This window comes from Flavobacterium sp. OHVDL-2026-0007 (assembly GCF_059882335.1).
The window spans coordinates 4,004,295-4,018,054 of record NZ_CM187612.1; the positions used below are offsets into that span (position 1 = coordinate 4,004,295).

General features: G+C 34.0%; 10 protein-coding genes. 9 read left to right on the top strand and 1 reads right to left on the bottom strand.

What is annotated here, in order from left to right:
- The first annotated feature begins 99 nt into the window (after positions 1-99).
- From AC51AA_RS16510 to xylA, 4 genes are all read left to right on the top strand, one after another.
- Positions 100-405 (top strand): hypothetical protein, encoded by a 306-nt coding sequence (locus AC51AA_RS16510; protein ID WP_500703313.1) that lies wholly within the window; start codon positions 100-102, stop codon positions 403-405.
- Positions 406-549: 144 nt separating this feature from the next.
- Positions 550-1,560: a GntR family transcriptional regulator gene (locus AC51AA_RS16515; protein ID WP_500703314.1), complete on the top strand. Its 1,011-nt coding sequence runs from the start codon at positions 550-552 to the stop codon at positions 1,558-1,560.
- 3 nt (positions 1,561-1,563) lie between these two features.
- The gene (locus AC51AA_RS16520) at positions 1,564-3,054 is read left to right on the top strand and encodes a xylulokinase (RefSeq protein WP_500703315.1); all 1,491 of its coding nucleotides are present in this window, start codon (positions 1,564-1,566) and stop codon (positions 3,052-3,054) included.
- Positions 3,055-4,380 carry a xylose isomerase gene (gene xylA / locus AC51AA_RS16525; protein WP_500703316.1) on the top strand — a complete coding sequence of 442 codons (1,326 nt, stop codon included), beginning with the start codon at positions 3,055-3,057 and terminating at the stop codon, positions 4,378-4,380.
- A gap of 96 nt (positions 4,381-4,476) precedes the next feature.
- Here xylA and AC51AA_RS16530 read toward each other — a convergent pair whose 3' ends face one another.
- Positions 4,477-5,886 carry a tetratricopeptide repeat protein gene (locus AC51AA_RS16530; RefSeq protein ID WP_500703317.1) on the bottom strand — a complete coding sequence of 470 codons (1,410 nt, stop codon included), beginning with the start codon at positions 5,884-5,886 and terminating at the stop codon, positions 4,477-4,479.
- Positions 5,887-6,414: 528 nt separating this feature from the next.
- Here AC51AA_RS16530 and AC51AA_RS16535 point away from each other — a divergent pair.
- The 5 genes from AC51AA_RS16535 to AC51AA_RS16555 all read left to right on the top strand — a co-directional run bounded on the left by AC51AA_RS16535 (position 6,415) and on the right by AC51AA_RS16555 (position 13,755).
- Entirely contained in the window at positions 6,415-6,780 is a 366-nt protein-coding gene (locus AC51AA_RS16535) for a VOC family protein (RefSeq protein WP_500703318.1), read from the top strand.
- Positions 6,781-6,956: 176 nt separating this feature from the next.
- Positions 6,957-7,910 (top strand): homocysteine S-methyltransferase family protein, encoded by a 954-nt coding sequence (locus tag AC51AA_RS16540; protein ID WP_500703319.1) that lies wholly within the window; start codon positions 6,957-6,959, stop codon positions 7,908-7,910.
- Between the two features lie 515 nt (positions 7,911-8,425).
- On the top strand, positions 8,426-8,959 hold the full coding sequence (locus tag AC51AA_RS16545) for an RNA polymerase sigma-70 factor (RefSeq protein WP_500703320.1): 534 nt from the start codon (positions 8,426-8,428) through the stop codon (positions 8,957-8,959).
- A gap of 182 nt (positions 8,960-9,141) precedes the next feature.
- Entirely contained in the window at positions 9,142-10,221 is a 1,080-nt protein-coding gene (locus AC51AA_RS16550; protein WP_500703321.1) for a FecR family protein, read from the top strand.
- 111 nt (positions 10,222-10,332) lie between these two features.
- A complete protein-coding gene (locus AC51AA_RS16555) occupies positions 10,333-13,755 on the top strand; it encodes a SusC/RagA family TonB-linked outer membrane protein (RefSeq protein WP_500703322.1) in 3,423 nt (1,140 codons plus the stop codon).
- The last annotated feature ends 5 nt before the right edge of the window (positions 13,756-13,760 follow it).

A 13,760-nucleotide genomic window follows, 5' to 3' on the forward strand; every position in this document is an offset into this window, starting at 1 on the left:
TATTTTTTTTGTAGAACTGCTTTTTTTCATAACTTTAATTTTTCAAATTAAACGAATAAGTAATTTTAAAAAAATATAGAACCTTTTTAATAAAAAATTATGGTAGTACAATATCAAGGTGAACAACACGGAAAAGAAACGACATTTACGATAAGAATCATTGGGAACAACCTTTCTAAAAGCAGTTCAAATTATCAAATAGACCTGTTAGAGGGGGATAAGCAGTTGCCAATTTTTACAACGACAATTCATCAAAGTTTGTCTAATTGTCTAAAAGAGATTTATTTATTCAGGAAGCATAACGGTATTCATTTTAATCCTTCCTCGGAAAAAATCGGAGAAAAATTAGTGCCATATGATTTGGTACTGTATAATTATAATAAACATGCTTTATTTGCAGCTTAAGGCTGTTTAAAGGCTTAAAATATAAAAAGATTGTCTAGAGATAGGTGATCTTTTTTTATGGACAAAAATCAAAGTTTTCACAGAAAAGCTTTTTTATCAAAAGAACTATACTTATTTTAGCAGAACAGAACGGAACAGAACAGTATGATGAACGAGAATAGAGAAGAGTTTGTGTTTGTGATTAATCACGATAGTGATATACCAAAATACCAACAATTAGTAAACGGAATAAATAATGCTATCGCGGAGAATATTTTACAGAGAGGTGATTTACTTCCATCTGTAAATAGTATTTGTAAAAAAAATCAGTTGTCAAGAGATACTGTTTTTAAAGCCTATACTATTTTGAAAGACCAAAATGTGATTGATTCAGTGCCAAACAAAGGCTATTACGTTTCTGGGGAAACCAGGAAAGTACTTTTGGTATTGGATACTTTTAAAGCCTATAAAGAGGTTTTGTATGATTCGTTTGTGAATAATTTGCCAGATAATATCATTACTGATGTTCAATTTCATCATTATAATATAGATGTTTTTAAAGCGATAATTAATAATAGTGTTGGGAAATATTACAAATATGTGGTTATGAATTTTGACCATAGTGATATAGTGCCCACCTTATCGGCATTATCCCGTGATAAATTACTACTGATCGACTGGAATATTCATGCAGAAAAAAAGAATAACTACGTTTTTCAAGATTTTGGAAAAGCGTTTTATGATGCTTTGACCGGAGCGGTAGAATCGTTTCGTAGATATAAAAGCCTACAGTTTATTTATCCAAATTACACCCAGCATCCTAAAGAAGTTTTAGACTTTTTTAAGAAATTTTGTGCAGATTTTAATTTTGAATTTCAAATTATCACCGATCCTAAAAGGTTTGATATTGAAGAAGGAATTGCTTATATAAGTGTGAGTGATCGGATTTTAGGTCGTTTTTTAGATCAGTGCAAGGTAAAGAAATTGGAGCCTGGGAATCAGGTTGGTTTTTTGTCTTATAACGAAACGCCAATGAAGAAATTTATTTACAAAGGAATCTCAGTTGTCTCGACTGATTTTGAAGAATTAGGTACAAAAGCGGCTGCATTTATCACCCATGATGAAGTGATGCAGTGTTATATAACAACAAGTTTAATTTTAAGAGAATCGTTATAAGTTATGTATTATATAGGATATGATATTGGGAGTTCTTCGGTCAAGGTTGCCTTGGTAGAAGCGGCAACAGGTAAAAAAGTAATTGTTTTGCATGAACCACAAAACGAAATGGAAATCGTGTCATTGCATGCTGATTGGGCTGAACAAGATCCTGATATGTGGTGGGCCTATATCTGCATGGCGACCAAAAGAGCTCTGCGAGAGGCAAATATTGATGCTTCAAAAATCCAAGGTATTGGAATTTCGTATCAAATGCATGGATTGGTTATCGTTGATCAAAAGGGGATTCCTTTGCGCAACGCTATTATTTGGTGTGATAGTAGGGCAGTTCAAATTGGAGATAAAGCTTTTGAAGAGCTGGGGAAGGATAAATGCGCGAGTCAGCTGTTGAATTCACCAGGTAATTTTACCGCATCTAAACTGAAGTGGGTAAAAGAAAACGAGCCTGAGATATATCAGAACATTTATAAGTATATGTTGCCAGGGGATTACATCGCTTACAGACTTACGGGTGTTTTTACCACCACTAAAAACGGTCTGTCAGAGGGAATGTTTTGGGATTATAAAGAGAATAAAGTAGCAGATTGGTTGCTGGATTATTACGGAATCGATCAGGCTCTGACTCCTACTATAGTGGAGAATTTCACCAATCAAGGACTGTTGAGTGAGCAAGGCTCTAAAGAATCTGGACTTCCTCTTGGAATTCCGGTAGTTTATAGAGCAGGAGATCAACCTAATAATGCATTGGCTTTAAATGTGTTAAATCCAGGAGAAGTTGCCGCTACAGGAGGTACATCTGGAGTATTTTATGCCGTTAGTGATATTTCAGAGGGAAACAACAGTACCAGAGTAAATAACTTTGTTCATGTGAACTACGATCAAAAAAAACCAAGAATAGGAAAGTTACTTAATATAAACGGAGCGGGAATTCAGTACCGTTGGCTGAAAAACAATATGGGGGATGAATCCTATGAAACGATGAATGAAAAGGCTTCGAAGATCGCCATAGGATCTGAAGGTGTTGTAGTCATTCCGTTTGGTAATGGAGCAGAGCGTATGTTTAACAATAAAAATATTGGAACACACTTTTTGAATCTGAATTTAAACATACATAACAGTGCCCATTTGTTTAGAGCTTCTTTAGAAGGTATTGCTTTTTCTTTTGTCTATGGGATGGAATGTTTAAAAGATGATAATGCAACTATAAACGTGATTAGAGCGGGTAATGATAATCTATTTCGTTCTGAGATTTTTTCGAACACAGTGGCTACGCTTATAGGTCATGAAATAGAAATTTATAATACTACAGGAGCAGTTGGAGCCGCAAGAGCGGTAGGTTTGATAGATGGTGATTTTGAAAAATTTGGTTCGAGTATTACAACTAATGATCATGTGATGACTTTTTTTCCTTTAAAAGACAGAGAGTTATATAATAAGGCATATCAAAAATGGAAGCAGGAATTAGAATTTATATTAACGTTAAAAAATAAATAAATGGTAGTTTTAGGAAATAAAGAATACTACAAAGGAATTGGTCAAATTAAATTTGAAGGAAAAGAATCGGATAATCCCTTAGCATTTAAATACTATAATCCAGAGCAGGTTGTAGCTGGTAAAACAATGCGTGAGCATTTCAAATTTGCCATTGCCTACTGGCATACGTTCTGCGGACAAGGAAGCGATCCATTTGGACCGGGAACACAAAGTTTTGCTTGGGATCAATCATCAGATCCATTACAAGCAGCCAAAGATAAAGCGGATGCTGCTTTTGAGTTTATCAGCAAAATGGGTTTTGATTATTTCTGTTTCCATGACTATGATTTGATTGCTGAGGGACCAACTTTTGCAGAATCTGAAAGACGTTTGGCTGCTATTACCGAATATTTAAAGCAGAAAAAAGCGGAATCTGGAATTAAGTTGCTTTGGGGGACTTCAAATTGTTTCTCTAATCCAAGATTCATGAATGGAGCAGCTACAAATCCTGATTTTAATGTAGTAGCAAGAGCTGGGGGACAAGTAAAATTAGCCTTAGATGCTACCATTGCCTTAGACGGGGAAAACTACGTATTCTGGGGAGGACGTGAAGGTTATATGTCTCTACTGAATACAGATATGGGAAGGGAATTGGATCATATGGCTCAGTTTTTAACGATGTCTAGAGATTACGCGAGGGCGCAAGGCTTTAAAGGAACTTTCTTTATTGAGCCAAAACCAATGGAGCCTTCAAAACATCAATATGATTTTGACTCGGCTACAGCAATTGGATTTTTGAAAGAATATGGATTGGATAAAGATTTTAAAATCAATATAGAAGTAAACCACGCAACATTGGCGCAACATACTTTTCAACATGAGTTAGCTGTGGCAGCAAAAGCTGGAATGTTGGGTAGTATTGACGCAAATAGAGGAGATTACCAAAACGGTTGGGATACAGATCAATTTCCCAATAATATTCAAGAAACTACAGAGGCAATGCTTGTGTTTTTAAAAGCAGGGGGATTGCAAGGTGGAGGTGTGAATTTTGATGCTAAAGTCAGACGAAATTCTACCGATTTAGAAGATGTATTTCATGCTCATATTGGAGGTGCAGATACTTTTGCAAGAGCATTGTTAATTGCGGACAAAATTATTACTTCATCCCCTTATGAAAGATTACGAACTGAAAGATATGGTTCATTTGATTCTGGAAAAGGAAAAGATTTTGCTGATGGAAAATTAAATCTGAAAGATTTGTATGCAATAGCAAATGAAAATGGAGAATTAAAATTACAAAGTGGTAAGCAAGAGTTGTTTGAGAATATTATAAATCAATATATATAATTTTTTTTTTGTTTTTGTTATAGAGGTTGCCTTTGGTAACCTCTATTTTTTAGCTTTTACTATAGCATAAAGAGGAGTCTTAATTGTTGATGTTATTTACTGTGAATTTTCTTCTTCTTCCAATAGTGCGATAGCTCTTTTAGCAGCTGCAAGTCTCATTTTCTTGTTTTTGGCTATCATTTTCTCTTGCATCCAATGCTCAATTTTGTGATGCAATGGAATTAGGATCGAGGCGATCAGTACCATAATCAGCAAGGTATACATGGGAGAATGATGGGTTACTTTGGAGATATAAGGGTGAAAAAAAAGGTTAAGGAATTCAAAGAAAAGCAATAGTCCTAACACGCCCAAAAAGCGAATCCATTTTTCAGAAACGATTACCGTGTGGCTAAGTAGTAAAAAAAGAGCAATAAAACTCACGATAGAAAGGGCAATGATACCAAATTGTATGTTATCGCTCCGATGTTTTTCTTCCGTAATTTTGGCCAATGCAATTTCTTGTTGACGTATGGTCTCTTCAAAAGTTAGATTTTGGATCTCTCGTTGCTTTTCTTGGCTGAACAAATTGTCTTTAGCCATAATAGTGGCGCTTTGATACACGAAGGCACTATCGATATTGTGTATTGAAATATAATAATCCGTAAGGAACTTACTGGCGTTCATTACTCTTCCTGTAAAACCAGCTTTTTTTCCGTAGGCCAAAGAGCGTTTTGCATAGAACAATGAAGAGTCTGCTTTGCCTGCTCTTCGTGAGAGTGTTGCCATTCCAAGGTATAGTTCACATAAGGCATCGAAATTGTCTGTCTGTAATAAATAGGGTATAGCTAAATTATAGTTGGCTTCAGCAATGGCATTCTGTCTCATTTTTGAATAGATATTGCCTAGATTATTTAAAGCAATTCCTGTTGCAGATGGATCCTTTTGCTGCAGAGCTAAGTCATAAGCCTGGTTGGTGTAGATTCTAGCGGAATCCAATATATTTAATTTTTCATAACTATCCCCAAGATCAGAAAGACTATTGGTAATAGCCCTTTTGTCATTGAGCTTTTTGGCTATGCTTAGGGCTTTGAATGTGTAGGGAATAGAGTGGAAGTAATTACCTAGGTAAGCGTAGTCTGTTGCTATGTTTGCATTGGCAATTCGTATTATGTTTAGGTCTTTTACAGCTTCTGCCATTTTCAAAGAGGCTAAATGCAGTTCTAAGGCTTTGGGATAATTCCCTGTGTAAGTAAAGGTGTTGGCAATTCCGTTCAAGCTCATTGCTTCACCTTTTGCATATTCAATTTTCTTTGCTAGAGCAAAGCCCTTTTGGCTTAGTGCTAAAGCAGTATCAGGCATATTGAATAGATAAAGTCTGGAGAGCTGACTCATCAACAGTACACGGCTCGAATCTTGCTTTTCCTTTTTCAGTAGTTGTTTCAGGCTATCGATAGGTGCTGTTTGGGCAAATACCGCTGTAATTTGCATGAAGAATACCAAAGAGAGGAGGGGAATATTTTTTCTCATAAATACTTATGTATAGAATAACTCATTAGACGTAGTCATTTGAAATTAAAAACAATGGTTTTGTGTTTTTAATTTATTGAAATTTAGTCTTTTAGATAAGGGGGAGAAACGTTATATCAAATGTAATAAAAAAACAGAGAAGTCTTATTTAAGTAGAAAGATGGAAAAAACGAACCAAAAAGATTAAAACTTGGTGCTGTTCAAACCGTAATCAGCGTTCTTATTTTTAGCAATTATTAGTAGCAGGCTTTTACTAGAGACTTCAGATTAGCTTAGGATGATACTAAAATAGTAAGTAAATCTTTAGTACGAATTTTTCGCAAAGTAGGTCCGTTGTTTTGTTTGTAATCCGTTAATAGCTTTTAAGTCCTTGCTTGGGAAAGTGTTTTCATGAAAAGCAGGATCAAATGTCACTTGACTTCGTACCAGTAATTCAAGTTAGATGAATGAAATATCAGTAAAAAAATATTTAACTTTAATGAATTTTAAGCGAATCATTTATATTTCAACGTTCTAACGTAAACAAATATGGAAACAAAATTTGAAGGAGGAATTAATATTGCCATTAAGATTCCCAAGATTAAGTATGAGAAGACCGTTGCTTTTTACAGGGATATTCTCAAACTTGAAGTAGAAGAAAAGCCCATTACAAATCCAACTGTTTCAAAAACTCATAAGGTAAAATTTGGTGCAACTATTATTTGGTTGGATTGTGTTGATAATTATACCCATTCAGAAACTTGGTTGGAATTAAATGTTGCAGATGTTGACCAAGCAACAAAATATTTGAATTCAAACGGTGTAGAAACATGTGATGAAATTGAGGAAATACCAAAAAATATGCATTGGATTACAGATCCTGCAGGAAATGTTTTTATTGTGAAGAAGAAGTAAGGGGGCACACGTGTTGATTTGAAAAAAATTGAAGCCCAGTTTTCATAGTTTTCTTATGGAAAGCGGGGAATGTCTCAGACTATTTGCATTTTTTTTAGTTTAATAAATTCAATATTTTGTATATTTAGGTTTTATTTATTTGATTTTTAGCGGTTTATTATTTTTTTTAAAAGAGTATGAAAAAAAGTAAAAATACCTTACCAAATGAATCCGACGATGTGTTCTTAACGGATGGCGGACTCGAAACAACATTAATTTTCCTTGAAGGATTTGAGCTTCCTCATTTCGCGGCTTTTGATTTATTGCGACATCAGGAGGGGTACATGGCTGTTAAAAATTATTATACTCGATATTTAAAAATTGCAAAAAAATATAAGACAAATTTTATTTTAGAAAGTCCCACTTGGCGGGCAAATCCAGATTGGATTGAGAAAATAGGGTATTCCAGAAATAAACTATCCGAGTTAAATGAAAAAGCTGTCACTCTTTTGACAGATTTAAAAAAAGAATTTGAAAATGATTTAGATTCTATTCTCATAAGTGGTTGTATAGGGCCACGTGGTGACGGATATACACCAAATAACTGTATGACTATAGAAGAAGCAAAACGATATCATTCAGAGCAAATTGGGGTGTTAAGTCGAACTTCAGTTGATTTTATTTCTGGTTTAACGATGAATTACGTAGAAGAAGCAATTGGCATCGTAAAAGCAGCCGAAGCTTTTAAGATACCGGTGATTATTTCTTATACTGTAGAGACCGATGGGAAGTTACCAACGGGTATGAGTTTAAAAGAGGCAATTGAAAAAGTAGATGAAAGCGCGGCCGTTCCGCCATTATATTTTATGATAAATTGTGCACATCCAACTCATTTTCTAAACGAACTAAAGGAAAAGGAAAATGAAAAAGAAAAATGGATAAAAAGAATAAAAGGCATCAGAGCAAATGCATCTTGTAAAAGTCATACGGAATTGGACGAGGCTACCGTATTAGACAGAGGGAATCCTAAGGAATTAGGTAAAAAGTATAAAGAATTAAACGTTTTTTTTCCTCACCTAAATGTATTTGGTGGTTGCTGCGGAACAGATGAAGAGCATATAGAAGAAATTATGATTCAAATAATGAGATGACAAAAAAGTTTCAGATTTCTCTAAAGTCTTGTCTTAGTGGGATAGAATAATCTCGAAAAGCCCTATCAGTTTTTGGAAGAATATTATAAAATAATATGTCACTTAAGGTAATTTCTTACTTCAATTTGTCACTTGAAGAATTTGAAGTTTGTATTTTCGAAACACGATCCTAATAAAAAGGGAATGCCACTTTTTGTAGTAGTAGATTGTGTTTCTGTATTTAAATTTTCTGAACTATTTTGTACCGTTTCAATTGAGCAATTGCCATTTTCTCTATACTTTAAAAGATTCATCATTCTTTTTTCGATAGAGAATCATAAGAAATAAGTACCAATTGAGGAACGCTTTTGGTTCCTGTTTAGTAGTATATTCTCCAACAGGAAATCTTAAAAATAATTAATAACATGCAATCTTATATTAATAAATTTTAAAATAGACGTGTCCAAATTGTAAAATTTGATTTCTTTTATATAGATTTGAAAACAAATAACCAACCATAAACCACTTTGTATTAGATGACTATAAAAGAATATAAAAACCTTTTTGATGAGTTTTATGTGTCTCTGTGTTTGCTTTCAAATAAATACTTAGAAGATTTAGATGTTGCAAAAGATGTAGTTCAGGACGTTTTTCTCAAAATATGGGAAGATAAAATTGAATTCCAAAACATTAACAATACAAAGGCATATCTCTACACCTCAGTAAAAAACAAATCGTTAGATTACTTACGAAGCAAACGATATAAATCAACAGATTTTTTATCAGCTAAGAAGTTAGAAAAGATGGAAACGGAATCATTTTTTTTTCGTGAAGTGGTTGTTCTTGAAGCGTCATGTATTATTGAAAAAGCAATAAATGAGCTTCCAGATAAATGCGCATACATTATCAGGTTAAGTATGAAAGAATTTACAGTTTCAGAAATAGCTGATGAGTTAGGTTTGTCTGTCAATACAGTTAAAACTCAAAAAAAAATAGCGTATAAAAGGTTAAGGCCTTTGCTGGAAGAATATTACTTTTTATTGTTTTTCTTACTTAAGTTTTTTAAGTAGCTTTCTTTACCGTTTTGTAATGCTAAAATTTTCTTAAAATTTTAGCATTTTTTTTTCACCCTATTCAATCATTCTATCGTCTTAATAATATAATCAGATCTCCTATGTCCAATTTTGAACAAATAATTAACTTATCGAAGAGCTTAGCCGCTTCATTTTTAAACAAAAAAAAGAAGACTGAGATGTCAGAATCTCAGTTGTTTAATAGTGAAGATACGAATTACATCATTAAAAATATTAATGATGATTCTCTAATGAAAAAGCGACAAAATTTAGTGAATCAAATAAATAAGGAAGCCGATTGGAAAAAATTGGTACAAAGAATCGAAGTGACTAATCAGAAGTTCTACTGGAGATTATCAGCAGCGGCAATTATATCGGGGCTGTTAATTACGAGTTATTTCTTCAGGGATACGTTTTTTAGTTCACCTATAGAAAAATTGCCTATTGTATTAACCGTTGAGCCTGGAAAAGAAAAGGCAATACTTACGTTAGAAGATGGATCCAATATTACGCTAGGGAAAGGTAAAAGTTATGTGTCCAATAGTGTGAAAAGTAACGGGGAAAAACTGGTTTATAGTTCCGGCGTAAATTCAAACTCGAGAAAAGGCTTTAATTGTTTGACTATTCCTAGAGGAGGGCAATATTTTGTCAAATTATCTGATGGAACGAAGGTTTGGTTGAATTCAGGATCAAAATTAAAATATCCTGTTGCATTTGCGGAAGGTGAAATGCGACAAGTAGAGTTGGTTTATGGAGAAGCTTATTTTGATGTGTCTCCAAGCACTAACCACAAAGGGGCTAAATTTAAAGTATTGAATAAGAATCAAGAAGTTGAAGTGTTGGGTACGGAATTCAATATAAAAGCCTATGGAGATGAGTATAATGTATATACGACCCTAGTGGAAGGTAAGGTTACAGTAAATCTTGACGGGAAAAAACAATTTTTGAAACCTAGTCAACGATCCGTTTTAGATACCAATAATAAAATGATGACAGTGTCAACTATTGATGTTTATAGTGAAATATCATGGAAAGAAGGAGTTTTCAGTTTTGAAGACTTAACCCTAATAGAAATGACGAAGGTATTATCGAGATGGTATGATGTTGATTTTGTTTTTTTGAACAAATCGCTTGAAAATCAGAAGTTTGTTGGTGTTTTAGATAAAAATCAAAACTTACAAGATATATTATCAACGATCAAAAGCTTTGGGATTATTCGAGAATATAGAATAAATGGAAAAACGATTGTATTGAGATAGACATAAAAAAAAATAAAAAAGGGAACGAAGTTTATCAACATTTGGCGGTGTTTGAACTTCGTCCCTCCTAATTGAGTATTAATCATTGTATAACTAACACCAAGCAAATTTATGAAAATTAAATTAACCACTGCTCTTTCTTATTTTAAAGAGCGGCTATTTTTAACCATTATGAAAACTTTCATCTTTTTATTTTGTACCACCGTTTTTAGTTTTACCACTAGAAATGCGATAGCACAAGAAAAGATAAAGATAGACCATGACCAATTGGTTACGGTAGATCAGGTCTTTAAAATTATTAAAAAGCAAACCGATTATCGTTTCATTTACCCTAAAGAGCTATTTAACGAAGCTCCTAAGGTGTATTTAAAAAAGGGCGAGATCTTTGTAACTAAACTATTAGAGCAAAGTTTAACAAATAATAAATTTTATTTTGAGGTTTCTAATGGCAGTACCATAGTGATCAAGGAAAATTTAAAACATGCAATGGTCCGCAAAGAAATGCAAGGTATTGAGATTTCTGGAAAAGTGGTTGATGGATCAGGACAGCCATTGACAGGAGCCAACGTTTTGGAAAAAGGGACAACAAATGGGACTCAGGCTGATTTTGATGGTAACTTTAAATTAACCGTGAAAGATAGAAATGCTGTACTTGTTATTTCTTATACTGGTTTTTTAATAAAAGAAGTTTCTTTAAAACAAGCCTCGACTACTCTTACCATTGTGTTACAAGATGATGCTACTTCATTAGATGATGTTGTTGTAGTTGGATTTGGAAAGCAAAAAAAGGAAAGCGTAGTGAGCTCAATTAGCACTATAAAAGGAGAAGAGCTAAAATTGCCAAGTAGGAGTTTAAGTAATAATTTGGCAGGTCGAATCGCTGGTGTTATAGCTGTTCAACGTTCGGGAGAACCGGGTTATGATAATTCTGAATTTTGGATCAGAGGTATTAGTTCCTTTAAGGGAGGTACAACACCACTGGTTTTAGTGGATGGAATACCTAGGAGCATGAACGATATAGAACCAGATGAGATAGAGACTTTTTCCGTATTAAAAGATGCTGCATCCACCGCCATATACGGAGCTGAGGGAGCCAATGGAGTAGTGTTAATTACTTCGAAAAGAGGTAAAGTACAGAAAACATTGATTAGCTACCGTGGAGAGTATAGCTTTTTACAACCTACTCGTTTACCAGAGTTTTTAGGTGCGGTTGATTTTATGAAACTCTACAATGAGGGTTTGAGTAACGAAGGACTACAACCTAAATATTCCCCAGAAGCAATAGCAAGAACTCAATCAGGTTTAGATCCTGATTTATATCCAGATGTAAATTGGCTCAGTTTATTGAAAAATACCACAAATAATCAAAGACATACATTGAATTTTAGAGGAGGAGGAGACAAAGCACGTTTCTTTATTTCTGGAGCTTATTTTGGAGAAACGGGTATTTTTAAATCGAACCCGAATGTAAATTACGAAAATAATATTGGATTAAAGCGTTATAATCTACGCTCAAATGTGGACTTTGATGTGACTAATAGTACTTTACTAAGAGTTGATTTAAGTGGTCAGTATTTGGAAACAAATTATCCAGGCGTAGGAACTGCAGCATTGTTTAGAAATATGACTATAGCACCTCCGAACTTATATCCAATGCTTTTTTCTGATGGAAAATTTGCCTCACATCCATCTCCTAGTGCCAACCGTTCCAATCCCTATAATTCACTTATGGAATCTGGTTATGCAAAAGAATGGAGAAGTAGCTTACAATCAAAAGTGGCGATAGAGCAAAAACTAGATATAGTTACGGATGGATTGATGATAAAAGGGGTGGTTAGTTATGATTCCGACTCGAAATATATTTCTACAAGGACCAAAACACCTGCGCAGTTTATTGCAAATGGAAGAGATATTAATGGAAATTTAATTTATAGTCAAACGGTTAATGAATTGCCTTTTGGAGAACCTTCTGAAACAAATAGTGGAAATAAAAACATATATCTTGAGACTTCTCTGAATTATGATAAAACCTTTAACAATAAGCATGTTGTAGGGGGAATGATCTTGTTTTATCAAAAGGAAACTCAATATAGTAACGAAGCACTTGCCTTTCGAAAACAAGCCTATATAGGTAGAGCTACCTATATGTTTGATCGTAGATATTCTATTGAAGCAAATTTTGGAGTTACAGGAAGTGAAGCTTTTTCTAAGGGCAATCGATATGGATTTTTCCCTGCAATAGGTATCGCATGGAATGCAAGTAATGAGAATTTCTTTAAAGGCGTAAAAGATGTAATTAACGATTTAAAAATTAGAGCCTCTATTGGAAGAACTGGAAATGATAACACTGGAGGTGATAGGTTTTTATATAGAGGAACTTTTGTTGATGCAACGGGTTACCCAATTGGTATTGGAGGAAGTGGTTCATTAAATGGTATTGGTGGTTATGCAGAGGGAAGGTTTGCGGCGCCAACTTTGTCTTGGGAGATTGAAGATAAACGAAATATAGGAATTGATCTAGGTCTTTTTAATAATAATGTAACGTTGCAAATTGATTATTTTAACAATTCCAGGTATAATATCTTGTTGCAAAGAAATACTGTTTCGGCATCAACAGGATTTAGACAAGCACCATGGCAGAATTTTGGGAGGGTAACCAATAAAGGGCTTGATTTTAGTTTTAATGCAAAAAAACGTTTTGGAGAAGTTTTGGTAAGTGTTAGGGAAACTTTCACTTTTGCCAGAAATAAAATAGCGGAATATGATGAGGTTAAGCAGCCTTATTCATGGATGAACATTACAGGCACCAGCTTGAACTCTCCTAATTTATATATTGCAGAACGTCTTTATACTGAAGACGATTTTAATGTATCGCAAGTAAATGGAACGAAAGTTTATGCTTTAAAAAATGGGTTGGCTGTTTCCACACTAAACTCTAATAATTTGCCGGGTGATATTAAATACTCGGATCTGAATGGAGATGGGAAAATTGATCAATTTGATCAAACTAGAGCCACTATAGCGAAGCCTACCGTACCGGAAATAGTTTACGGTCTTGGTTTTAATGTTGAGTACAAGAATTTTTATTTGAACGGATTTTTCCAAGGTGCAGGTAATGTATCTACTGTACTTGGAGAAAAAAATCCTGAAGGCTTCTTTCCTTTTACCTATGGAGTTGAAGAAAGTTCTGTAAGAAAAGAAGGGTTAGACAGGTGGACTGTAGAGAACCCCTCTCAAAATGTATTGTACCCACGTCTAAGATCGACAACTTATTTTCATAATAGGGTAGCTAGTACTTGGTGGTTAAGAGATGCTAGCTATATACGTCTAAAAAATGTTGAGATAGGGTATAATTTAGATAAAAGTTTATTAGGCAAATTAGGATTGACTACCGGAAGAATATACGTAATGGGAAACAATCTTTATGTATGGGATAAGATTAAAATGTGGGATCCGGAAATAGGAAATGAAAATGCGGGTATGAATTATCCGATACCTAGGACAATAACTTTCGGGCTTGAACTAACACTTTAAAAAAA